The sequence below is a fragment of the Enterobacter sp. JH25 genome, from assembly GCF_021725435.1.
Taxonomy (GTDB): domain Bacteria; phylum Pseudomonadota; class Gammaproteobacteria; order Enterobacterales; family Enterobacteriaceae; genus Enterobacter; species Enterobacter intestinihominis.
In genome coordinates this window covers 4,107,942-4,130,651 of the sequence record NZ_CP091319.1, presented here as the reverse complement: position 1 = coordinate 4,130,651, position 22,710 = coordinate 4,107,942, and the positions used below count along the sequence as shown (strand labels likewise).

Below are 22,710 nucleotides of genomic sequence, written 5' to 3'. Positions count from 1 at the left end.
CAGCGCTACCCGCCGACGTGGCGAACGTTAATCTTCGTCAAACCCGGCGTTAAACAGGGCAATCACTGCCGCCAGCGCTTCTTCTTCCTGCGGGCCGGTGGCTTCAACTTCAATCTGGCGGCCTTTGGCAGAATCCAGCATCAGCAGCGCAATCACGCTGTTGGCTTCTGCCTCGGTTCCCTCATCGTTGCGCAGCAGCACCTCAGCATCAAAACCCTGCATCAGTTCAAACAGCTTCATCGCCGGGCGCGCATGCATGCCCAGCTTATTGGTGATTTCGACGGTCTGTTTTACGGTCATGTTTTACGTTTTTCCAGCGTGCGATGACGGGACTGAACGTTCTTCCCGCGTGAGCGGAAGTAATCGGCCAGCTGTTCGGCAATGTAGACCGAACGATGTTTACCGCCGGTACAGCCAATCGCCACCGTCAGATAGCTACGATTGTTTGTCTCCAGCATAGGTAACCATAGCTCAAGGTAGCTTCGCGTCTGGTAGATAAAATTGTGTACTTCTGTGTGTCGGTCGAGGAACGCCGCCACCGGCTTATCCAGACCGGTCATCGGACGCAGTTTCGGATCCCAGTGTGGGTTCGGCAGGAAACGCACATCAAAAACGTAATCCGCATCGATAGGGATACCGTGCTTAAAGCCGAAGGATTCAAACACCATCGTCAGTTCGCGCTCGCGCTTGCCGAGTAAGCGAGTACGCAGCATTTCCGCCAGCTCGTGGACGGACATTTCTGAAGTGTCGACAATCAGGTCGGCCCGGGAACGCAGCGGCTCAAGCAGATCGCTCTCTTTATCAATGGCGCTTTCCAGCGAAAGATTTTTACTCGAGAGCGGATGCAAACGACGTGTATCGCTGTAACGGCGGATCAGCGTGTTGCGGTCAGCATCCAGGAACAAGAGCTGAGGCGAGAAGCACTCCGGCAGACTGTTCATTGCCTGCTCGAAGATTTCCGGCGATTCCGGCATGTTACGCACGTCAATACTGACGGCGGCAGAGATTTGCCTGTCCGCCAGCGTCCGCGCCAGATCGGGTAACAGCACTACCGGCAGGTTATCTACGCAGTAAAATCCCATGTCTTCCAGCGCGCGCAGGGCCACGGACTTCCCGGACCCCGAACGACCGCTGACGATCATCAGCACCATTTTCCGTTTCTCCTCAGGGCTGCCGTTCTGAAGGCCCTTTCCCGATTATGCCTCATCCTGATTGCCTTCTGCTTCAGTGATAATTTGATAAAGCTCTTCATCACTTTGAGCTGAGCGCAGTCGACGACAAATGGTTTTATCCGCCAGACGTTTGGCAACCAGCGACAGCGTGTGCAGGTGGGTTTTGGTCTGATCGGCAGGAACCAGCAGCGCGAAGAGCAGATCCACAGGCTGGTTATCGATGGCGTCAAAAGCGATAGGCGTTTCCAGTTGCACAAACACCCCCACGGCACGCAGCGTATCTTCTTCCAGCTTGCCATGCGGGATCGCAATGCCATTGCCGATGCCGGTACTGCCCATTTTTTCACGGGTCAGAATGGCTTCAAACACGATCTGCGGCGGCAGACCCAGCTGTTTTGCGGCCAGCTCACTGATGATTTCCAGCGCACGTTTTTTGCTCTGGCAGTGAACGCCACTGCGGGTACAATCCTGGTTAAGGACATTGCTCAGTTGAAGAGCGGAATCGTTGTTTATCATAATTTCACCTAAGCGCTAACTGTACAAATGGCCTGTTGTGTTTCACAACAGGCCGTCCTGCACCCGTTAACTGCCCGGACAATTAGTGTTGTTTCAGTTTATCTTTATGTTTATTGAGCTGTCTCGCAAGCTTATCAATCAAGCCGTCGATAGCCGCGTACATGTCTTGCCCTTCCGCACTGGCATGAAGTTCCCCTCCGTTGACGTGCAGGGTCGCATCCGAGATATGCGTCACTTTCTCCACTTTCAACACAACATAGACCTGGTTGATCCTCTCGAAATACTGCTCGAGTTTCGCGAACTTAGCGTTTACAAAATCGCGTAAAGCCTCAGTAATTTCGACGTTATGTCCGGTGATATTGAGCTGCATAGTGTCTTCCTTATCGGTTGTGTCAAACCAGTTGTTTACGCTGGTTAGACGGCGGAATGGATAAAGACTCTCGATACTTCGCGACAGTACGGCGTGCCACCATAATACCCTGATCGGACAGCATGGTGGTTAACTTACTGTCACTGAGTGGCTTCGCGGGGTTCTCCGCGGCGATCAACTTCTTCACCAGTGCGCGAATAGCTGTTGACGAGGCTTCGCCGCCGCCTTCGGTGTTCACGTGGCTGGAGAAGAAATACTTAAGCTCAAAAATACCGCGTGGGCTGTGCAGATACTTCTGCGTGGTCACGCGGGAAATGGTTGATTCATGCATCTCGACGGCCTGGGCGATGTCCGCCAGCACCATCGGTTTCATAAATTCTTCGCCCTGCTCAAAGAATGCCTGCTGCTGTTCGACAATACAGCGGCTGACGCGCAGCAGCGTGTCATTACGGCTTTCCAGACTCTTAATCAACCAGCGTGCTTCCTGAAGGTTGCTGCGAATGTATTGATTATCAGCGTCGTTACGGGCGCTGGTGCACATGGAGGCGTATTGCTGGTTGATTTGCAGGCGAGGAATGCTGTCGGCGTTCAGTTCAACGACCCAGCGGCCATTGTGTTTTCTCACCAGCACATCAGGAATAACGTATTCCGGTTCGCTGGTCTGGATAGATTGCCCCGGACGCGGATCGAGTGACTGGATCAGATTCACCGCTTCCTTCAGCACCTCTTCTTTGAGGCGCGTGACGCGCATCAGGGTGCGGAAGTCGTGATTTGCCAGCAAATCCAGATGCTCGCTGATGATGAGCCGGGCTTCGTCAATCCACGGTGTCTCTTTGGCAAACTGCGAAAGCTGGATCAGAAGGCAGTCGCGCAGATCTTTCGCGGCGACGCCAATCGGGTCGAAACGCTGAACGCGTTTCAGGACGGCTTCGATCTCTTCCAGTTCAATCTCGTCATCGCCGATGCTTTCCAGAATCTCGTCCAGCGTCACGGTCAAATAGCCCGTGTCGTCAACGGCATCGACAATCGAGGTGGCAATGGCGCGATCGGTATCGGAGAAAGGCGTCAGCTCCACCTGCCACATCAGGTAGTCCTGAAGCGACTGGGTAGTTTCGCCCTGGTAGACCGGGAGTTCATCGTCCTGGTAATCTGCACGCGTCCCGGAAGGGGTACCCGCGGTGTAGATTTCATCCCAGCTGGCATCCAGCGGCAGTTCCTCCGGCATCTCTTTCTGTTCGAGCGCATCTACGGAGTCGAGCGTTTCTGTGTCCTGCGTCTGCTGAGCGTCTACCTCGTCATGAAGATCGGTTTGCTCCAGCAGCGGATTGCTGTCCAGCGCCTGCTGGAGCTCCTGCTGGAGTTCTAACGTGGACAGCTGCAACAGACGGATTGCCTGTTGTAGCTGCGGCGTCATGGCCAGTTGCTGGCTGAGCCGTAATTGCAAACCTTGCTTCATGTTCAGAGCGTTTTTCTCCGGTTCGGCGTGACTTAACCTCTACCCTATCAGAGTCTGAAGTCTTCCCCAAGGTACACGCGCTTAACATGCTCATCTTCGAGGATTTGCTGCGGCGTACCGTGGGCAATCAGATGGCCCTGGCTCACTATGTAGGCGCGCTCACACACGGCCAGCGTTTCACGAACGTTGTGGTCCGTGATCAGCACGCCAAGCCCGCTGTCGCGCAGGTGCTCAATAATACGTTTGATATCGATAACGGAGATGGGGTCAACGCCCGCAAACGGTTCATCCAGCAGGATAAATTTCGGGTTTGCTGCCAGCGCGCGCGCAATCTCAACGCGGCGGCGTTCACCACCTGACAGCGCCTGACCGAGGCTGTCACGCAGATGTTCGATATGAAACTCTTCCATCAGCTCGTTCGCACGGTCAGTGCGCTGCTCGCTGGTCAGATCGTCACGGATCTGAAGCACGGCCATTAGGTTGTCGAACACGCTTAAGCGGCGGAAGATGGAGGCTTCCTGCGGCAGATAGCCGATGCCACGACGCGCGCGGGCATGCAGTGGCAGCAGGCTGATATCTTCATCATCGATGATGATGTTGCCGGCGTCACGCGGGACGATGCCCACCACCATGTAGAAGGTCGTGGTTTTACCCGCCCCGTTAGGGCCAAGCAAACCCACGATTTCGCCGGAGTTGACGGTCAGACTGACATCTTCGACGACGCGGCGGCCCTTATACGCTTTCGCGAGGTTTTTTGCAGTTAAAGTTGCCATAACGAATTAGTTACTCTTTTTCTGTGCCGGAGCCTGGCCGTTGTTCTTGTCCTGCAATTGCGAAGGCACAAGAACGGTCGTGACGCGTTTGCCTTTTTCACTGGAGGCCTGCATTTTCTGCTCTTTCACCAGATAAGTGATCTTGTCGCCTTTGATATTGCTGTCCAGCTGTTCCAGGTAAGCATTACCGGTCAGGATGACCAGATCCTTCGCCAGTTCATAGTGCATATGCGAGGCATGGCCTTTCACCGGCTTGCCGTTGTCCTGCATCTGGTAGAAGGTGGCCGGGTTGCCATAACCATCGATAATCTCTTTGCCCTGCTCGCCGCCCGGTCGGGTAACGACCACTTTGTCGGCGTTGATTTTGATGGTGCCCTGGGTCATGACCACGTTGCCGGTAAAGGTGACGACGTTACCCTGCATATCCAGAGACTGGGTATCGGATTCAATATGAATCGGCTGTTCGGTGTCGCCAGTCACAGCAAGCGCGGGAAGACTGGCCGCCAGCAGCGCGCTGGCGATAACAACTTTAAGGCTGAGTTTGTTTGTTTTGAATTTCATAGGAGGTTCTAACCTTTTCAATCAGCTCGGCGTTTTTGCTGCGTAAGTTCCCGCGCATTCTTAAACCGCTGGAATTAAATGTTGTGCCATACAGGGTGACTAAATCCTGCGACGTGACATCCTGGGTGACCAGGTTGATCTGGGCGTTATCCGTCGTAATTTTTCGCAGTTGCGCGTCAGCGGTCAGGGCGTTGACTTCAACGTGACCATACAGGTAAAGCATACGGTCATTTGTCAGTTTTGCCCGGTCAGACTTGATAGACCACGTCGGCACTTTGTCCGTATCAAAGGTGGTCATGACCGGTTGGGTAAACCACGAAGTACCGTCATCTGAAAAATATTCTACATGCTGAGCAACGAGGCGATAGTTCAGCGCGCCTTCCGGGCTATAGACCACGGTGTCGCTGTGATCGCTTTTATAGGTCGGGTCGCTCGTGTTAACCACTTCCGCTTGCGTATCTTCGCGGTCAGCGAGGTTTACGCCAATCAGTACCAGGGCGACAAGCGCAAGCAGAATGATAACCCAACGTCTGGTTTTACTCATATCGATTGCCCTTTCGCCTCATCAAGCTTGCCCTGCGCCAGCAGAAGCAGATCGCAGACTTCGCGGACGGCGCCGCGGCCACCGTGAATATGGGTAACATAATCAGCACGCGGGATCAGCAGCGGGTGCGCGTCAGCCACGGCGATGCTCAGACCCACCTCCGCCATGACTGGCCAGTCGATCAAATCATCCCCGACGTATGCCACATTCTCTGGTGCAATGGCCAGTTTTCCCAACAGATCCCGGAAGGCTACCATCTTATCAGACTGCCCCTGATAGAGATGGGTAATGCCCAGCGTTTCACACCGATCTTCTACCAGTTTAGCTTTCCGCCCGGTGATGATTGCAACTTCAATACCGGACGTGAGCGCACAGCGGATACCGTAACCGTCGCGAACGTTAAAGGCTTTCAGCTCTTCGCCGTTATTGCCCATATAAATCAGACCGTCGGAGAGCACACCATCCACATCGAGGATCAGCAGGCGGATATTTTCCGCCTTTGCCATCATGTGGGCGCTCACCGGGCCATAACAGGTTGCAAGGGATGCACCCGCATTACTCATTGTCTTATCCTTCATTACACTACGCCAGCGCGCAGCAGATCATGCATATGTACCACACCCAGCAGTTGGTCGCCATCGGCAACCATCACTGAGGTAATATGACGGGACTGCATCAGGTTCAGTACATCTACCGCCAGCGTGCCCGGACGGACGCGGATCCCGCCTGGTGTCATTACATCAGCGATGCCCAGCGTTCGGACATCCACACCCATATCGAATACCCGGCGCAGGTCGCCGTCGGTGAAAATGCCCTGAATCTTCATCAGATCGTCGCAGATAACCGTCATGCCCAGGTTTTTACGGGTGATCTCCAGTAACGCGTCGCGCAAAGAGGCCTCTTTGCTGACGTGCGGGATCTCATCCCCGGTGTGCATAATATCGTTGACCCGCAGCAGCAGTTTGCGCCCGAGCGCGCCGCCGGGGTGAGACAGAGCGAAATCTTCAGGCGTAAAACCGCGGGCTTCCAGCAGCGCAACGGCAAGGGCATCGCCCATCACCAGCGCGGCGGTTGTGCTGGAGGTCGGCGCCAGCCCCAGCGGACAGGCTTCTTTCGGCACCTTCACGCACAGGTGAATATCTGCCGCACGCGCCATGCTGCTTTCCGGGCGGCTGGTCATGCAAATCAGCGGTACGTGCAGACGCTTCAGCACCGGGATCAACGCCAGGATTTCATTCGATTCCCCGGAGTTGGACAGCGCAATAACCACGTCCTGCGGCGTAACCATGCCGAGGTCACCGTGCGCGGCTTCACCGGGATGAACGAAGAATGACGACGTGCCGGTACTGGCAAAGGTCGCCGCCATTTTGCGCCCGATATGGCCGGATTTGCCCATCCCCATCACCACGACTTTACCGGCGCAGTAGAACATCTTCTCACAGGCCAGACTAAAATCCTGATTAATGTACTGATCTAACTGCGCCAGACCTTCACGTTCAATCTCCAGAACGTTTTTGCCTGCTTTCTGAAAGTCAAAACCCGGCTGCAATTCTATTTGCGACATAATGCGTTTCCGTTTACCCAGAGAGAAGTGGCGAGAGCCAGTACAGCATCGCCAGCCATACGATAAATCCACCCGTCAGCAGCGCGCCCGCGCCTTTGCCGATCTGCTCTTTTCGCCGCCAGCAGAGCAGGGCGAAAATTACGCTGACCAGTAGCATCACACCGTAATCGCGCGTGAAGACCATAGGGTTAAACGGCCCCGGTGAGATTAATGCCGGCAGCCCCGTCACGATCGCGATATTGAAAATATTCGAACCAATGATATTGCCAATGGCGATATCATCTTCCCCTTTACGCGCCCCGGCGATGGCGGTAGCCAGCTCTGGCAGGCTGGTGCCGATGGCGATGACCGTCAGACCGATTGTCAGTTCGCTCATCGCAAACGCGTTCGCCAGCACCGTCGCGTTATCGACCACCATCCGCGTGGCCATTGGCATTATAATCAGCGCGACGCCCAGCCACAGCAGGGCGACGGGTAAGGTCCCTTCCCGTGGCAGCTCGGCGAGATGCTCACGCGTGAGGCTATCATTACCCTGTTTTTCCGCCAGACGTGCGATCTTCACGCTGTAAAGCAACCAGATCACGGCCAGGGCGAGCAGGAATATACCGTCACCGACGCTCAGCACCCCGTCATAAAGCACATAGCCTGCCAGCAGACTGACGACTAACATTAGCGGCAATTCACGACGCAAAACATCGGAATGTACGCGAAATGGATGCAGTAATGCGGCTAAGCCTAAAATCAGCAAGATATTGACGATGTTAGAGCCAATCGCAGTGCCAATAGCGAGGTCAACCTGGCCATGCAACGAGGCTGAAACAGAAACGATGATTTCAGGAAGCGATGTGCCTACACTGACCACCGTCATCCCAATAATGATGGGCGGCATGCCAATGAGTCGACAGAGAATGGATGCGGCAAAGACCAAACGGTCAGCACTGTAGACCACCAACAGTAAACCAATTATTAACAGTGCTGTTGCTAAAAGCATCAAAAGTCCTTTCTTCAGGTATACTCGCTGGTCCACTGCGCACGAATTTTAGCGCCAGATGAAGTCTGAGACGTGACGAATTCCTAATTTTGACTTTATGCGCCGGAAAAGTAAAACAAATGCCAGCTTTCGCTAACCCCAATAGTGAATATTCTGTAAAAATGCGGGGTTTAGGGCTGATTTACGCTTCATGCCAGCAGTGAAGCAAGGTAAGTAAGGAACCATAAATGAGCCAAACGATGGCGAATATAGTCGATGTCCGGGGCGTCAGTTTTTCTCGCGGCAACCGGGTGATATTTGATGATATTTCGCTGACCGTGCCGCGCGGTAAAATCACCGCCATCATGGGGCCGTCAGGGATCGGTAAAACGACGTTGCTGCGTCTTATCGGCGGGCAAATCCCCCCTGATAGCGGCGAAATTCTCTTCGACGGTGAAAACGTCCCGGAGATGTCTCGCTCGCGCCTCTACACGGTTCGCAAACGGATGAGCATGCTCTTTCAGTCGGGTGCGCTGTTCACCGATATGAACGTATTTGACAACGTGGCCTATCCGCTGCGTGAGCACACCCATCTTCCTCCTGCGCTGTTGCACAGCACGGTGATGATGAAGCTCGAAGCTGTGGGGTTGCGGGGGGCTGCGAAACTTATGCCGTCCGAACTCTCGGGTGGGATGGCGCGCCGCGCCGCGCTGGCGCGTGCTATTGCCCTGGAACCCGATTTAATCATGTTCGATGAACCGTTCGTCGGGCAGGACCCTATCACCATGGGCGTGCTGGTGAAGTTAATCTCGGAGCTGAACAGCGCCCTTGGCGTCACCTGCGTGGTGGTTTCCCACGACGTGCCGGAAGTGCTGAGCATTGCTGATTATGCCTATATTGTGGCTGACAAAAAGATCGTCGCCCACGGCAGCGCTCAGGCGTTGCAGGAGAATGGCGATCCGCGCGTGCGGCAGTTCCTGGACGGTATCGCAGATGGGCCGGTGCCTTTCCGCTATCCGGCGGGCGACTATCATGACGATTTACTGGGAATAGGGAGTTAATCCACTCATGCTGTTAAATGCGTTGGCGGGTCTTGGACACCGTGGCCTAAAAACCATCAGTACGTTCGGGCGTGCCGGATTAATGTTGTTCAACGCGCTGGTTGGCAAACCGGAGTTCCGCAAGCATGCGCCGTTACTGGTGCGGCAGCTTTATAACGTCGGCGTGCTGTCGATGCTTATCATCATCGTGTCGGGTCTGTTTATTGGCATGGTGCTGGGGTTGCAGGGGTATCTGGTGCTGACAACCTACAGCGCGGAAACCAGCCTTGGCATGCTGGTGGCGCTCTCGCTGCTGCGTGAACTCGGGCCGGTTGTAGCAGCGCTGCTGTTCGCCGGGCGTGCCGGATCAGCGCTGACGGCTGAAATTGGCCTGATGCGCGCCACAGAGCAGCTCTCCAGTATGGAGATGATGGCGGTCGATCCGCTGCGCCGGGTGATCTCGCCGCGCTTCTGGGCCGGGGTTATCTCCTTACCGTTACTGACTATCCTCTTTGTGGCGGTAGGTATCTGGGGAGGCGCGCTGGTTGGCGTCAACTGGAAAGGCATTGATGCCGGGTTCTTCTGGTCTGCCATGCAGGACGCCATCGATCTGCGGATGGATCTGGTGAACTGTCTGATCAAGAGCGTGGTTTTCGCTGTGACGGTTACCTGGATTGCGTTGTTTAATGGTTACGATGCCATTCCGACGTCGGCGGGCATTAGCCGTGCAACGACGCGTACTGTCGTACATTCGTCGCTGGCCGTTTTAGGTCTGGATTTTGTGCTCACCGCACTGATGTTTGGGAATTGAGTTCATGCAAACGAGAAAAAATGAAATTTGGGTTGGCGTGTTTTTGCTTCTGGCGCTGCTGGCCGCGCTGTTTATCTGCCTGCGCGCGGCGGACATCACCTCTGTTCGCACCGAGCCGACGTATCGCGTCTACGCGACTTTCGATAATATCGGCGGCCTGAAGGCGCGCTCACCGGTCCGTATTGGTGGCGTCGTTATTGGACGTGTCGCTGACATTACGCTTGATGAGAAAACCTATCTGCCGCGCGTCGCAATGGATATCGAAGAACGCTATAACCACATTCCGGACACCAGCTCGCTCTCTATCCGCACCTCTGGCCTGCTGGGGGAGCAATATCTGGCCCTTAACGTTGGTTTTGAAGATCCTGAGCTGGGAACGTCTATCCTTAAAGACGGTAGCGTAATCCAGGATACCAAGTCAGCGATGGTGCTGGAAGATATGATTGGTCAGTTCCTTTACAACAGTAAAGGGGATGATAAAAAGTCTGACGATGCCCCTGCGCAGAGTGAAGACCACACCAACGTCGAACCGACGCCAGGCGCGACGAATTAATTTCAGGAGAAGTCATTCATGTTTAAACGACTGTTAATGGTTGCCATGCTGGTCATTGCCCCTCTAACCGCGGCGCACGCTGCGGATCAGAGTAACCCGTACAAACTGATGGATGAGGCCGCGAAGAAAACCTTCGACCGTCTTAAAAACGAACAGCCCAAAATCCGTTCTAACCCTGATTATCTGCGCGATGTGGTGGATCAGGAGCTGCTGCCGTATGTGCAGATCAAGTACGCGGGCGCACTGGTGCTGGGCCGTTACTACAAAGACGCGACCCCGGCGCAGCGCGAGGCTTACTTTGCGGCGTTCCGTGAATACCTGAAACAGGCTTACGGCCAGGCGCTGGCGATGTACCACGGGCAGACCTATCAGATTGCCCCTGAACAGCCGCTGGGCGATGCCACCATCATTCCTATCCGCGTGACGATTATCGATCCAAACGGTCGTCCACCGGTACGCCTGGACTTCCAGTGGCGTAAAAACAGCCAGACCGGAAACTGGCAGGCGTACGACATGATCGCTGAAGGCGTCAGCATGATCACCACTAAACAGAACGAGTGGAGCGATCTGCTGCGCACCAAAGGCATCGATGGCCTGACGGCTCAGCTTCAGTCCATCTCTCGTCAGAAAATTACCCTGGACGAGAAGAAGTAATGTCACAGCAGCTTAGCTGGGCGCGTGACGGCGAGACGTTGACGCTGACGGGAGAGCTGGATCAGGATCTGCTTAACCCGCTGTGGGACGCTCGCCATAACGCGATGCAGGGCGTGACGTTGATTGATCTCCATGGCGTCACGCGGGTAGATACCGCCGGTATCGCCCTGCTGGCGCACCTGGTGGCCACGGGCAAAAAGCAGGGGAGTAGCGTCACCCTGACGGGGGTAAGCGATAATGTCGTAACCCTTGCACAGCTTTACAATTTGCCTGAAGACGTATTACCTCGCTAACTTTTTCAGTACGTTACTTCCGAAAGCCCCGACAGTTTACGCGTCGGGGCTTTTTGCTTGTTTAAGACCGCGCCACTTTGCTCTAAGATGTTGAGCTTGTTTTCACTATCAGATGATGTAGACCCCATGGAAAATAATGAAATCCAGACAGTGCTGATGAATGCACTCTCCCTTCAGGAAGCCCACGTCTCTGGCGATGGCAGTCACTTCCAGGTTATTGCTGTGGGTGAGATGTTCGACGGAATGAGTCGCGTGAAGAAACAGCAGGCTGTGTACGCGCCGCTGATGGAATACATTGCGGATAACCGCATCCACGCCCTGTCGATTAAAGCGTTCACCCCACAGGAGTGGGCACGCGATCGCAAACTAAACGGTTTTTGAGCTGAGGGCGAAGCGCCCGCAGCACGGTTGAATTTATAAGAGAGCAAACGATGGATAAATTTCGTGTACAGGGACCCACGCGTCTCCAGGGCGAAGTCACAATTTCTGGCGCTAAAAACGCCGCGCTGCCCATTCTTTTCGCTGCGCTGCTCGCAGAAGAGCCGGTAGAGATCCAGAACGTACCGAAGCTGAAAGATATCGACACGACCATGAAGTTGCTCGGCCAGTTGGGCACCAAAGTGGAGCGTAACGGTTCCGTCTGGATCGATGCCAGCAACGTGAACAACTTCTCAGCGCCGTATGAGCTGGTGAAAACCATGCGTGCTTCCATCTGGGCGCTTGGCCCGCTGGTTGCGCGTTTCGGTCAGGGACAGGTTTCACTGCCGGGCGGATGCGCTATCGGCGCCCGTCCAGTCGACCTGCATATCTTCGGTCTGGAAAAACTGGGCGCGGAGATCAAGCTGGAAGAGGGGTACGTTAAAGCGTCCGTCAATGGTCGCCTGAAAGGCGCGCACATTGTCATGGACAAAGTGAGCGTGGGCGCAACGGTAACCATCATGTCGGCTGCTACGCTGGCAGAAGGCACTACCATCATCGAAAACGCCGCCCGAGAGCCGGAAATCGTGGATACCGCGAACTTCCTGGTCGCGCTGGGGGCGAAGATCAGCGGGCAGGGCACAGACCGTATCACCATCGAAGGCGTTGAACGTCTGGGTGGTGGTGTGTACCGCGTACTGCCAGACCGTATCGAAACCGGTACTTTCCTGGTAGCGGCTGCCATTTCTGGCGGTAAGATTGTTTGTCGTAACGCACAACCGGATACCCTGGATGCGGTGCTGGCGAAACTGCGCGATGCGGGTGCGGACATTGAAATTGGTGAAGACTGGATCAGCCTCGATATGCACGGGCAGCGTCCTAAAGCCGTTAACGTGCGCACTGCGCCACATCCGGCATTCCCGACGGATATGCAGGCACAGTTCACCCTGTTGAACCTGGTGGCCGAAGGCACAGGCTTCATCACGGAAACTATCTTCGAAAACCGTTTCATGCACGTACCGGAACTGATCCGTATGGGTGCGCATGCTGAGATTGAAAGCAACACGGTCATTTGCCACGGCGTTGAAAAACTGTCCGGTGCGCAGGTGATGGCGACCGATCTGCGCGCGTCTGCGAGCCTCGTACTGGCAGGTTGTATTGCAGAAGGGACTACCGTTGTCGATCGTATCTACCACATCGATCGTGGTTACGAGCGTATTGAAGACAAACTGCGCGCGCTGGGTGCGAATATCGAGCGTGTGAAGGGCGAGTAATCGTTCCGGCACCCCCCTGCCAGAACAGGCCGGGGGATTGCTGTTCCTGTAAATCCGGGTGCATCAGTCCTGATGTGCTTTCTTCGCTTTGCTCTGGCGCATCATGCGCGTTCTGTCGATAAATTCATGAGTAATGGGATCGTGATAGCGTGACGGCCATATCACCCACGGATGCGTATCCAGCGCCGTCGCAATAATCAGTTCCCCCTTCGGCCATGGGCGGGTCAGGGCGTTTGCCAGCGTCGACGAGCTCAGCCCATGACGGCGTGATTCGGCAGCCAGCGATGTCCCTTTTTTACGCAGTGCCGCAATAATGTCAGCAGAATGCCAGTCGATGAATTTTGTATCCATAATGCTGTCCTTGTGTTCGTTATCGTCCACGTCGTTTCGTGTGAAAAGACAGCATTACTATACTCACTTCGAACATCTGTTCTAAAAAGTTCATGTTACGAGAAGCAATATTCAGAATAAGGCACGGCTTTATACATACGGCCTGTAACCTGATGAGCTTACGCGTAAATGTAATTTATTGGTGCGTACTGGAACCCCCCTACGAGATCGCAGGGAGATGAGGAGGGGATTAACGGTCGCGCTGGACGGCGATGTGCGCGAGGCCGATTAACGCATCACGCCATGGGCTGTCGGGAATGACCTGAATTGCGGCGATGGCTTTGTCTGCTTCTTCTTCAGCACGCTGACGCGTCCATTCAAGGGAACCACAGATGGCCATTGTTTCCAGTACCGGTTCCAGAAGATGGCGACCATTTCCCTGCTCGATAGCCTCCCGGATCATTTTCGCCTGCTCTGGTGTGCCATTGCGCATCGCGTGGAGCAGCGGCAGCGTTGGCTTGCCTTCGTTCAGGTCATCGCCAACGTTTTTACCGAGCGTTTCGCCATCCGCGCTGTAGTCCAGCAAATCATCAATCAGCTGGAACGCGGTGCCGAGGTAACGGCCGTAGTCCTGAAGCCCTTTTTCCTGAGCTTCGCTACAGCCTGCCAGAATGCCGGAGCACTGCGCGGCGGCTTCAAACAGACGTGCGGTCTTGCTGTAAATCACCCGCATATAGTTTTCTTCGGTGATATCCGGGTCGTTGACGTTCATCAACTGTAGGACTTCGCCTTCAGCGATAACGTTTACGGCTTCTGACATCACTTCCAGCACCTTCAGCGAGCCAAGGCTGGTCATCATCTGGAAGGCTCGGGTATAGATAAAATCCCCTACCAGAACGCTTGCCGCATTACCAAACGCGGCATTGGCGGTGGCTTTGCCACGACGCATGTCTGATTCATCCACAACATCGTCATGAAGCAGGGTGGCGGTGTGGATAAATTCGATCAGCGCCGCGATCGTGACGTGGGCATTTCCCTGATAGCCAACCGCGCGTGCGGCCAGAATGGCAATCATCGGACGAATACGTTTACCGCCGCCGCTGACGATGTAATAGCCCAACTGATTGATCAGCTGAACGTCAGAGTTGAGTTGCTCCAGGATTGCTGCATTCACACCCGCCATATCTTGCGCGGTTAACTCATTGATTTTTTCTAAATTCATCGCAAAAGCCGGGCTTTTTATCCTGTTTATCCCACACGAGATGGGTACACAAAGGGTTTCGGTTTATAAATAGTATTGCTGATTGTACTGAAAAAATGGCTCAGATAAACGTTACCGTACGTGTTGTGTTTTTTTTCTTCATGTATTGATGGTAGCACTTGTCAAAGGCTCGCGTTTTGCGTAATATTCGCGCCCTATTGTGAATATTTATAGCGCACTCTGAATCATACGAGGATGTGCGCGGAAGCGGAGTTTATATGTACGCGGTTTTCCAAAGTGGTGGTAAACAACACCGAGTAAGCGAAGGTCAGACCGTTCGCCTGGAAAAGCTGGACATCGCAACTGGCGAATCTGTTGAGTTCGCTGAAGTTCTGATGATCGCAAACGGTGAAGAAGTCAAAATCGGCGTTCCTTTCGTTGATGGCGGCGTTATCAAAGCTGAAGTTGTTGCTCACGGTCGTGGCGAGAAAGTTAAAATCGTTAAGTTTCGTCGTCGTAAACACTATCGTAAGCAGCAGGGCCACCGTCAGTGGTTCACTGATGTGAAAATTACTGGCATCAGCGCCTAAGACCTGAGGAGAGATTTAAATGGCACATAAAAAGGCTGGCGGCTCCACACGTAACGGTCGCGATTCAGAAGCTAAACGCCTGGGCGTTAAGCGTTTCGGTGGCGAATCCGTTCTGGCGGGTAGCATCATCGTTCGTCAGCGTGGCACCAAGTTCCACGCGGGTACCAACGTAGGTTGCGGTCGTGACCACACTCTGTTTGCTAAAGCAGACGGTAAAGTGAAATTTGAAGTTAAAGGCCCGAACAACCGTAAATACATCAGCATCGTTGCTGAGTAAGGTTTTCTCGGTCCGGTAACGGATTAAAGCCCCGCAACGTGTTGCGGGGCTTTTTACATTGGAAACCCGGAAAATTTTCTGTAGGGAAAACGGGCATGAAGCAGCAGGCCGGCATTGGTATTCTTTTGGCGCTCACTACCGCGATGTGCTGGGGTGCACTGCCAATTGCAATGAAGCAGGTACTGGAAGTGATGGAACCGCCCACGGTGGTGTTTTATCGCTTCCTGATGGCAAGTATAGGCCTGGGCGCCATTCTGGCCGTCAAAGGTAAGCTGCCACCGCTGCGCATCTTCCGAAAACCGCGCTGGCTGGTGTTATTGGCTATCGCGACGGGCGGTCTGTTCGGTAACTTCATTCTGTTCAGCTCTTCCCTGCAATATCTTAGCCCTACAGCGTCTCAGGTGATTGGTCAGCTATCACCGGTCGGCATGATGGTCGCCAGCGTATTCATCCTCAAGGAGAAGATGCGCGGTACGCAGATCATCGGGGCAAGCATGTTGCTTTGCGGTCTGGTGATGTTCTTTAACACCAGTCTGATCGAGATTTTTACCCGCCTGACGGATTACACCTGGGGTGTCATTTTTGGGGTGGGTGCAGCAACGGTCTGGGTGAGTTATGGCGTCGCGCAAAAGGTGTTATTGCGTCGTCTTGCCTCACAGCAGATCCTCTTTTTGCTGTACACTTTGTGTACACTGGCATTATTGCCGTTAGCTAAGCCGGGGGTGATTACCCAGCTCAGCGACTGGCAACTGGCGTGCCTCATTTTTTGTGGGCTGAACACGCTGGTCGGTTATGGCGCGCTGGCTGAAGCTATGGCGCGCTGGCAGGCAGCACAGGTTAGCGCCTTAATCACGCTTACCCCGCTGTTTACGCTGTTATTTTCAGATTTGTTATCAATGGCCTGGCCCGATGTCTTCGTCAAGCCGATGCTCAACCTGTTGGGTTATCTCGGTGCGTTTGTCGTGGTTGCGGGCGCGATGTATTCCGCCATTGGTCATCGTCTCTGGGGGCGTTGGCGCAAAAATGAAGCGGTTGTAATAGTCCCCCGCTCAGGCGAATGAGTTACGGAGAGTAAAATGAAGTTTGTTGATGAAGCGACGATTCTGGTCGTGGCAGGTGATGGCGGTAACGGTTGTGTAAGCTTCCGCCGTGAAAAATATATTCCTCGTGGCGGTCCTGACGGCGGTGACGGTGGGGACGGTGGCGACGTGTGGCTGGAGGCGGATGAAAACCTCAACACGCTGATCGACTACCGTTTCGAAAAATCTTTCCGCGCCGAACGTGGGCAGAATGGCCAGAGCCGCGACTGTACCGGTAAACGCGGTAAAGACGTGACGATCAAAGTGCCGGTAGGTACGCGTGTCATCGATCAGGGCACGGGCGAAACCATGGGTGATATGACCAAACACGGTCAGCGCCTGATGGTGGCGAAAGGCGGCTGGCACGGTCTGGGTAACAGCCGTTTCAAATCTTCCGTTAACCGTACCCCGCGTCAGAAAACCATGGGTACCCCGGGTGATAAGCGCGACCTGCAACTGGAACTGATGCTGCTGGCGGATGTGGGGATGCTGGGTATGCCAAACGCCGGTAAATCGACGTTTATCCGTGCGGTCTCTGCGGCGAAACCAAAAGTGGCAGATTATCCGTTTACGACGCTGGTACCGAGCCTGGGCGTTGTCCGTATGGATAACGAGAAGAGCTTCGTGGTCGCTGACATCCCGGGTCTGATTGAAGGGGCAGCAGAAGGCGCCGGTCTGGGGATTCGCTTCCTGAAGCACCTTGAGCGTTGTCGCGTACTGTTGCACCTCATCGACATCGATCCAATCGACGGTTCCGATCCGGTTGAAAACGCCCGTATCATTATCGGTGAGCTGGAGAAATACAGTGAAAAACTGGCGCAAAAACCGCGCTGGCTGGTATTTAACAAGATCGACCTGATGGATAAAGCGGAAGCTGAAGCGAAAGCTAAAGCGATTGCCGAAGCGATGGGTTGGGAAGATAAGTACTACCTGATCTCTGCCGCCAGCCAGGTTGGCGTGAAAGATCTCTGCTGGGATGTGATGACCTTTATCATCGAGAATCCGGTTGTTCAGGCAGAAGAGGCAAAACAGCCTGAAAAAGTCGAATTCATGTGGGATGACTACCACCGCCAGCAGCTCGAAGAGCTGGAAGCGGAAGAAGATGATGAAGACTGGGACGATGACTGGGATGAAGACGACGAAGAAGGCGTCGAGTTCATCTACAAGCACTAACCTCAGTATAAAGCCCCTTAACGGGGCTTTTTTTTATCCTATTTTCGCCGGTAACCAACAGCTGGCGATGAGGCCGCCCTCAGCGCCGTTCTCCAGCGTTAAATAGCCATGATGGAGCTGTACGATACGCTGTACGATGCTCAGCCCAAGGCCGCTGCCGCCGTAGCGCTGGTCGAGACGTCGGAAAGGTTCGGTGATCGACTGGCGGTGTGCCTCATCAATACCCGGCCCCTGATCGGTAACGCTCACCTGGGTACCGCTTTCCGTCGCTGTTAATGCCACTTCAATGGTTGTGCCTGCCGGGCTGTAGCGGGCGGCATTCTCCAGAAGGTTCCTTAGCATCAGACGTAACAGGACGGCGTCGCCCTGTACCGTCAGCGGGCTGTGAGCAGGCCATATCACCGTATGCTCTCTGGCTTCATGCTCCAGGCTGAGCGGTGCAATGATCGTCTCAGTCCAGTTCACGGTATCGTAATGGCCACTGGCCATCGCCTGTCCGGCACGCGCCAGCATCAGCAGCTGTTCCACCGTGTGCATCAACTGATCGATCCGGTTTATCAGTGGCGTGGCCTGCGGGGAGCCGGACTGAGCCATCAGTTCCAGATGGAGCCTGATCCCCGCAAGCGGCGTACGTAACTCGTGTGCCGCATCGGCGGTAAACAGGCGTTCCTGTTGAATAGTGTGGTCCAGCCGGGCGAGGAGTTGATTGAGCGATGTGGTCACAGCGCCTATCTCTTCCATATCAGAATACATCGGCAGAGGAGTCAGATTATCCGCCGAACGGTTCGCAAGGCTGGCGCGAAGTTTGTTGAGTGGTCGGGTGATCCAGGTGACGGCCCAGAATGAGAAGAGCAGGGTAAAACCGACCATCACCAGAGAAGGGACCAGCAGGGAGGCAATGGCTTCGCGGATCTCTTTTTCGACATGGTTGTTGCGCGCTTTCGCAGACAATGTTTCGTTCACCAGAAAACCGATTTGCTCGCGGCTCTCATGCCACAGCCAGACTACGCTAACCAGTTGAAAAAATAGCAGTATAACCGCCAGCAACACCATTAATCGCCGGCGCATACTGTTCATTTCTGGCTCTCCAGACGGTAACCCACGCCACGTACGGTTTTGATGCGATCTTTACCGAGCTTGCGGCGCAGATTATGAATGTGAACTTCAAGCGTGTTTGATCCTGGATCGTCCTGCCAGGAGTAGATGTCCTGTTGCAGCGTTTCACGGTGCACGGTCTGCCCGCTGCGCATGATCAGACGCGTCAGCAGAGCGAACTCTTTTGGGGTCACTTCCACAGGCTGAGACTGGCGCAGCACCTGCTGAGTTTGCAGATTGAGGGTGATATCCCCGTCCGTCAGCAGGTTGTCGCTGTGGCCCTGATAGCGGCGGATTAACGCCCGTACGCGAGCCTGTAGCTCGGCAAGGGCGAAGGGTTTTACCAGATAATCGTCAGCGCCAGAATCCAGCCCGTTAATTCTGTCTTCAATGGCATCGCGGGCGGTAAGAATCAATACGGGATTCTCCACTCCGCGACGACGCCACTGGCAGAGCAGCGTCGCGCCGTCTTTATCCGGCAGTCCCAAATCCAGGATCACAAGGCTGTATTCTCCGCTCTGGATCAAGGCATCTGCTTCAGCCGCCGTGGCGGCACAATCCAGGGCGTAGCCCTCATTCTCCAGTGCCAGCGCTAACCCTTCCTGTAATAACAGATCGTCTTCAACTATCAGTAGTTTCATCGCTAGTTATTCTGGTAGATGTCCTTATAGAGCCTGCTTTCGAAACGCACCAGTGGAATACGACGATTGCGCTGGTCAGCCGGTTCGACGGCATAGCCGGACAGATACTGCACAAAGGCCATGCGTTGCCCGCTGGCTGTCGTGATAAAACCGGCAAGGTTGTAAACGCCCTGCAGGGAACCCGTTTTGGCTGACACTTTGCCATCCACGCCTGCAGCGTGAAGGCCCGCACGGTACTGAAGTGACCCATCGTGTCCGGCGAGCGGCAGCATTGTAATAAAGTTTAGCTCAGCGTCATGCTGAGCGATGTACTGCAACACCTGCATCATGGTGGCCGGTGAGATCAGGTTATGGCGCGATAAACCGGAACCGTCGACAGCGATCGTATTGCCCAGATCGATACCCGCCTGCTGGCGCAGGATCTGACGTACGGCATCAGAACCGGCCCGCCAGGTTCCTGGCACACCAAAGCGCGCGTGCCCAATCATACGGAACACCGTGTCGGCAATCATGTTATCCGACTTTTTCAGCATAATCTTAAGCAAATCATGCAGTGGCGCGGACTGTTTACTGGCAATCACCGTGCCTGGTTCATTCACCTGCGTCTGGCGCAGCAGCGTTCCGGTGTAGGTTATGCCCGCCTGCTTCAGTTCATCTTTAAAAATGGCACCGGCATAGCCTGCGCCATCCTGAATGGCAAAGGCCAGCGGGAGGGGATCGGCCCGCTGGGTCAGGCAGCCGGTGAGCGTATAGCGATTGAGATCGCCCGGTACCACGTCGAGCTCACAATACTGTGCCTCCGGGGAGCCTTTCGCCAGCGTCCGCACCTGGCTGAACATCGTGACCGGGTAGTAAGACGCCACGCGGATAAACGCTAAGTCATTGGGTTTTGGCGCGCTGTAAAGCGATACGGAGAAGCAGTTACGGTCAACGATGGCGGCGGCTGGCGGGGCGCTAAAGCACTGCGTCATGTCGTTCCATGGCCAGCCAGGCGCTTTATCGTGGCTGGCGAAAATGGAGGTGTCGATCAGCACGTTGCCATCAATTTTTGTTACGCCGGATTTTTTCAGTACCGCCACCATGTTGCGGACATCCTGGCGCTTAAAGGTGGGATCGCCACCAAAACGGGCGATAAGATCGCCTTTCAGTTCGCCACCCTCAACGTTACCTCTGGTTTCAAGGGTGGTAGTAAAACGGAAGTCAGGCCCGAGCTGGAGCAGGGCGGCGAGGGCAGTGATCACCTTCTGGGTACTGGCAGGCAGCGCCATCTGTTGACTGTGATAGTCAATCTCGGGAGCCTGCGCGCCAACCTTCTGCACCATCAGGGCAAGGTTCGCGCCGGCGGGCAGTTGATTAATGTACTCATCAACATTCGCGGCCTGAACGGTGAACGTTATACTGGTAGTCAATCCGATGATAAAACTGGAAAATCGCATAATCTCGCGCTAACAACCCGAAAACAAACCGTCATACTACGGTGCATGGCACTGTAAAGTAAACGATGACCCATAGTGAACTTCGCGGTAAAATGCGTATCAAATTGAAAAATTGCTGCTGACCTGGGGCGTTGCTCCCGGGTCGGTTTTCTTTTTGCTTCTGGCCTGTTCAGGTGGGCTGGAGCAGGGAACACTGCTCCCAACAGGAATGTTTAAGAGGTATAACAAATGCAAGCTATTCCGATGACCTTACGTGGTGCCGAAAAACTGCGCGAAGAGCTGGATTTTCTGAAATCCGTACGTCGCCCTGAAATCATCGCCGCTATCGCGGATGCGCGTGAGCATGGCGACCTGAAAGAGAATGCTGAATACCACGCGGCGCGTGAGCAGCAGGGTTTCTGCGAGGGGCGCATCAAAGATATCGAAGCGAAACTGTCCAATGCGCAGGTTATCGATATCACTAAAATGCCAAACAACGGTCGCGTGATCTTCGGCTCTACCGTCACCGTCCTGAATCTGGACAACGACGAAGAGCAAACCTATCGCATCGTGGGTGATGATGAAGCGGACTTCAAACAGAACCTGATTTCGGTGAACTCCCCGATTGCTCGCGGCCTGATTGGCAAAGAGCAGGATGATGTTGTGACTATCCGCACCCCGGGTGGCGAAGTGGAATACGAAATTATTAAGGTTGAATACCTGTAATTCGCTTCTCTTCTAAGATGTTGATACATTGTAAAGAAAAGAAAAAGGCCGCATAGCGGCCTTTTATCAACTCAAGGAGCATGGCATTTTGCTCGCCTGCTGAAAGAAATCCCTCGTTTCACACAGAAAATGTGTTTGATTCAGGATATCCTTAACGTGGCAGCGAGATTTTGCGCTCTTTAGATGGGCGATAGAGCACCAGCGTTTTACCGATGACCTGTACATTACAGGCGCCGGTTTCGCGCACGATGGCTTCCACGATCAGGTTTTTAGTGTCTCTGTCTTCAGAGGCGATTTTCACCTTGATCAGCTCGTGGTGTTCCAGCGCTTGTTCAATCTCGGCAAGCACCCCTTCGGTCAAACCATTGTTGCCAAGCATCACTACAGGCTTGAGCGGATGTGCCAGACCTTTAAGGTGCTGTTTTTGTTTAGTACTCAGATTCATCGTATATTTTTGCTTACGTTAGGATTGAAAACGGTTCATTCTACCGCCATCTCCCTAATATCGCCAAATAGCTGCGTAGAAATTTACGTCACAGGCAAGTAACGATGAACCAGGACGGAAATGTTAAATGACAGGTAAAAAGCGTTCTGCCAGCTCCAGCCGCTGGCTTCAGGAACACTTTAGCGATAAATATGTTCAACAGGCGCAGAAAAAGGGGTTACGTTCCCGTGCCTGGTTTAAACTTGATGAAATACAGCAAAGTGACAAACTTTTTAAACCGGGAATGACGGTGGTCGACCTCGGTGCGGCACCTGGCGGATGGTCTCAGTATGCGGTTACGCAGATCGGCGGAACGGGCCGAATCATCGCATGCGATCTTTTACCAATGGATCCCATCGTCGGTGTCGACTTCCTTCAGGGCGACTTTCGTGATGAATTAGTGCTTAAAGCATTACTTGATCGTGTAGGTGACAGTAAGGTCCAGGTTGTCATGTCGGATATGGCACCAAATATGTGTGGAACACCGGCGGTGGATATCCCCCGCGCCATGTATCTGGTGGAACTAGCGTTAGAAATGTGTCGTGATGTACTAGCGCCTGGTGGTAGTTTTGTTGTGAAGGTGTTTCAGGGCGAAGGTTTCGAGGAGTATCTTAAGGAAATTCGCTCCCTGTTTGCGAAGGTCAAAGTTCGTAAGCCGGACTCTTCCCGGGCCCGTTCCCGTGAAGTGTATATTGTAGCGACCGGGCGAAAATGATAACCGGTAGATTTCA

30 protein-coding genes are annotated in these 22,710 nt (G+C 54.2%); 13 read left to right on the top strand and 17 right to left on the bottom strand.

Going from position 1 to position 22,710, the window contains the following annotated elements; genetic code table 11:
• Positions 1–27: 27 nt before the first annotated feature.
• The 11 genes from npr to L2Y28_RS19840 form a co-directional block, all read right to left on the bottom strand.
• Positions 28–300: a PTS phosphocarrier protein NPr gene (npr, locus tag L2Y28_RS19890; RefSeq protein WP_003861872.1), complete on the bottom strand. Its 273-nt coding sequence runs from the start codon at positions 298–300 to the stop codon at positions 28–30.
• Positions 297–1,151, bottom strand: a complete 855-nt coding sequence (rapZ, locus tag L2Y28_RS19885) for an RNase adapter RapZ (RefSeq protein WP_003861870.1) — start codon at positions 1,149–1,151, stop codon at positions 297–299. Before rapZ ends, npr begins: the two co-directional genes overlap by 4 nt.
• Positions 1,152–1,196: 45 nt before the next feature.
• The gene (ptsN, locus tag L2Y28_RS19880; RefSeq protein WP_003861869.1) at positions 1,197–1,688 is read right to left on the bottom strand and encodes a PTS IIA-like nitrogen regulatory protein PtsN; all 492 of its coding nucleotides are present in this window, start codon (positions 1,686–1,688) and stop codon (positions 1,197–1,199) included.
• Positions 1,689–1,770: 82 nt separating this feature from the next.
• Positions 1,771–2,058 (bottom strand): ribosome hibernation promoting factor, encoded by a 288-nt coding sequence (gene hpf, locus L2Y28_RS19875; protein WP_014171818.1) that lies wholly within the window; start codon positions 2,056–2,058, stop codon positions 1,771–1,773.
• A 22-nt stretch (positions 2,059–2,080) separates the two neighbouring features.
• Positions 2,081–3,514, bottom strand: a complete 1,434-nt coding sequence (gene rpoN, locus L2Y28_RS19870) for an RNA polymerase factor sigma-54 (RefSeq protein WP_022649530.1) — start codon at positions 3,512–3,514, stop codon at positions 2,081–2,083.
• A 47-nt stretch (positions 3,515–3,561) separates the two neighbouring features.
• Positions 3,562–4,287, bottom strand: coding sequence for an LPS export ABC transporter ATP-binding protein (lptB, locus tag L2Y28_RS19865; protein ID WP_003861862.1), 726 nt, complete (start codon positions 4,285–4,287; stop codon positions 3,562–3,564).
• 6 nt (positions 4,288–4,293) lie between these two features.
• On the bottom strand, positions 4,294–4,848 hold the full coding sequence (gene lptA, locus L2Y28_RS19860) for a lipopolysaccharide ABC transporter substrate-binding protein LptA (RefSeq protein WP_006812136.1): 555 nt from the start codon (positions 4,846–4,848) through the stop codon (positions 4,294–4,296).
• Positions 4,817–5,392, bottom strand: coding sequence for an LPS export ABC transporter periplasmic protein LptC (lptC, locus tag L2Y28_RS19855; RefSeq protein ID WP_022649529.1), 576 nt, complete (start codon positions 5,390–5,392; stop codon positions 4,817–4,819). The genes lptA and lptC overlap by 32 nt, the downstream gene beginning before the upstream one ends.
• Complete coding sequence (gene kdsC / locus L2Y28_RS19850) at positions 5,389–5,955, bottom strand: 3-deoxy-manno-octulosonate-8-phosphatase KdsC (protein ID WP_017382729.1); 567 nt, start codon at positions 5,953–5,955, stop codon at positions 5,389–5,391. The genes lptC and kdsC overlap by 4 nt, the downstream gene beginning before the upstream one ends.
• 14 nt (positions 5,956–5,969) lie before the next feature.
• Positions 5,970–6,956, bottom strand: coding sequence for an arabinose-5-phosphate isomerase KdsD (gene kdsD, locus L2Y28_RS19845; RefSeq protein WP_022649528.1), 987 nt, complete (start codon positions 6,954–6,956; stop codon positions 5,970–5,972).
• Between the two features lie 13 nt (positions 6,957–6,969).
• The gene (locus L2Y28_RS19840; protein WP_003861852.1) at positions 6,970–7,947 is read right to left on the bottom strand and encodes a calcium/sodium antiporter; all 978 of its coding nucleotides are present in this window, start codon (positions 7,945–7,947) and stop codon (positions 6,970–6,972) included.
• Between the two features lie 227 nt (positions 7,948–8,174).
• Here L2Y28_RS19840 and mlaF point away from each other — a divergent pair, with 227 nt between their 5' ends.
• From mlaF to murA, 7 genes are all read left to right on the top strand, one after another.
• Complete coding sequence (gene mlaF / locus L2Y28_RS19835) at positions 8,175–8,987, top strand: phospholipid ABC transporter ATP-binding protein MlaF (RefSeq protein ID WP_022649527.1); 813 nt, start codon at positions 8,175–8,177, stop codon at positions 8,985–8,987.
• Between the two features lie 7 nt (positions 8,988–8,994).
• Positions 8,995–9,777, top strand: a complete 783-nt coding sequence (mlaE, locus tag L2Y28_RS19830) for a lipid asymmetry maintenance ABC transporter permease subunit MlaE (RefSeq protein ID WP_003861848.1) — start codon at positions 8,995–8,997, stop codon at positions 9,775–9,777.
• A gap of 4 nt (positions 9,778–9,781) precedes the next feature.
• A complete protein-coding gene (gene mlaD, locus L2Y28_RS19825) occupies positions 9,782–10,330 on the top strand; it encodes an outer membrane lipid asymmetry maintenance protein MlaD (protein WP_022649526.1) in 549 nt (182 codons plus the stop codon).
• Between the two features lie 18 nt (positions 10,331–10,348).
• Positions 10,349–10,984 carry a phospholipid-binding protein MlaC gene (gene mlaC, locus L2Y28_RS19820; protein WP_006812130.1) on the top strand — a complete coding sequence of 212 codons (636 nt, stop codon included), beginning with the start codon at positions 10,349–10,351 and terminating at the stop codon, positions 10,982–10,984.
• A complete protein-coding gene (gene mlaB / locus L2Y28_RS19815) occupies positions 10,984–11,277 on the top strand; it encodes a lipid asymmetry maintenance protein MlaB (protein WP_022649525.1) in 294 nt (97 codons plus the stop codon). The genes mlaC and mlaB overlap by 1 nt, the downstream gene beginning before the upstream one ends.
• Before the next feature lie 126 nt (positions 11,278–11,403).
• Positions 11,404–11,658, top strand: coding sequence for a BolA family iron metabolism protein IbaG (gene ibaG / locus L2Y28_RS19810; protein WP_003861840.1), 255 nt, complete (start codon positions 11,404–11,406; stop codon positions 11,656–11,658).
• 50 nt (positions 11,659–11,708) lie between these two features.
• A complete protein-coding gene (gene murA / locus L2Y28_RS19805) occupies positions 11,709–12,968 on the top strand; it encodes a UDP-N-acetylglucosamine 1-carboxyvinyltransferase (protein WP_006812128.1) in 1,260 nt (419 codons plus the stop codon).
• Positions 12,969–13,031: 63 nt separating this feature from the next.
• Here the strand turns inward: murA and sfsB are convergent, their stop codons facing one another.
• Both sfsB and ispB read right to left on the bottom strand, forming a co-directional pair.
• The gene (gene sfsB, locus L2Y28_RS19800; RefSeq protein WP_022649524.1) at positions 13,032–13,319 is read right to left on the bottom strand and encodes a DNA-binding transcriptional regulator SfsB; all 288 of its coding nucleotides are present in this window, start codon (positions 13,317–13,319) and stop codon (positions 13,032–13,034) included.
• A gap of 229 nt (positions 13,320–13,548) precedes the next feature.
• On the bottom strand, positions 13,549–14,520 hold the full coding sequence (ispB, locus tag L2Y28_RS19795; RefSeq protein ID WP_006812126.1) for an octaprenyl diphosphate synthase: 972 nt from the start codon (positions 14,518–14,520) through the stop codon (positions 13,549–13,551).
• A 257-nt stretch (positions 14,521–14,777) separates the two neighbouring features.
• Here ispB and rplU point away from each other — a divergent pair, with 257 nt between their 5' ends.
• The 4 genes from rplU to cgtA all read left to right on the top strand — a co-directional run bounded on the left by rplU (position 14,778) and on the right by cgtA (position 17,618).
• A complete protein-coding gene (rplU, locus tag L2Y28_RS19790) occupies positions 14,778–15,089 on the top strand; it encodes a 50S ribosomal protein L21 (RefSeq protein WP_003025032.1) in 312 nt (103 codons plus the stop codon).
• Between the two features lie 19 nt (positions 15,090–15,108).
• Complete coding sequence (rpmA, locus tag L2Y28_RS19785) at positions 15,109–15,366, top strand: 50S ribosomal protein L27 (protein ID WP_003861831.1); 258 nt, start codon at positions 15,109–15,111, stop codon at positions 15,364–15,366.
• Positions 15,367–15,461: 95 nt separating this feature from the next.
• The gene (locus tag L2Y28_RS19780; protein WP_003861826.1) at positions 15,462–16,427 is read left to right on the top strand and encodes a DMT family transporter; all 966 of its coding nucleotides are present in this window, start codon (positions 15,462–15,464) and stop codon (positions 16,425–16,427) included.
• Positions 16,428–16,442: 15 nt separating this feature from the next.
• The gene (gene cgtA / locus L2Y28_RS19775) at positions 16,443–17,618 is read left to right on the top strand and encodes an Obg family GTPase CgtA (RefSeq protein WP_003861823.1); all 1,176 of its coding nucleotides are present in this window, start codon (positions 16,443–16,445) and stop codon (positions 17,616–17,618) included.
• A gap of 33 nt (positions 17,619–17,651) precedes the next feature.
• Here cgtA and pmrB read toward each other — a convergent pair whose 3' ends face one another.
• Genes pmrB through dacB form a run of 3 tightly spaced genes read right to left on the bottom strand, consistent with a single transcriptional unit; the run spans position 17,652 to position 20,790 of the window.
• Entirely contained in the window at positions 17,652–18,695 is a 1,044-nt protein-coding gene (pmrB, locus tag L2Y28_RS19770) for a two-component system sensor histidine kinase PmrB (RefSeq protein ID WP_022649523.1), read from the bottom strand.
• Positions 18,692–19,354, bottom strand: a complete 663-nt coding sequence (gene pmrA / locus L2Y28_RS19765; protein WP_022649522.1) for a two-component system response regulator PmrA — start codon at positions 19,352–19,354, stop codon at positions 18,692–18,694. The genes pmrB and pmrA overlap by 4 nt, the downstream gene beginning before the upstream one ends.
• 2 nt (positions 19,355–19,356) lie before the next feature.
• Complete coding sequence (dacB, locus tag L2Y28_RS19760; protein ID WP_003861817.1) at positions 19,357–20,790, bottom strand: serine-type D-Ala-D-Ala carboxypeptidase; 1,434 nt, start codon at positions 20,788–20,790, stop codon at positions 19,357–19,359.
• 228 nt (positions 20,791–21,018) lie between these two features.
• Here dacB and greA point away from each other — a divergent pair, with 228 nt between their 5' ends.
• On the top strand, positions 21,019–21,495 hold the full coding sequence (gene greA, locus L2Y28_RS19755; protein WP_014171793.1) for a transcription elongation factor GreA: 477 nt from the start codon (positions 21,019–21,021) through the stop codon (positions 21,493–21,495).
• Positions 21,496–21,646: 151 nt separating this feature from the next.
• Here greA and yhbY read toward each other — a convergent pair whose 3' ends face one another.
• Positions 21,647–21,940: a ribosome assembly RNA-binding protein YhbY gene (gene yhbY / locus L2Y28_RS19750; RefSeq protein WP_003861814.1), complete on the bottom strand. Its 294-nt coding sequence runs from the start codon at positions 21,938–21,940 to the stop codon at positions 21,647–21,649.
• 127 nt (positions 21,941–22,067) lie between these two features.
• Here yhbY and rlmE point away from each other — a divergent pair, with 127 nt between their 5' ends.
• Positions 22,068–22,694 (top strand): 23S rRNA (uridine(2552)-2'-O)-methyltransferase RlmE, encoded by a 627-nt coding sequence (rlmE, locus tag L2Y28_RS19745; protein WP_003861812.1) that lies wholly within the window; start codon positions 22,068–22,070, stop codon positions 22,692–22,694.
• Positions 22,695–22,710 lie beyond the last annotated feature (16 nt).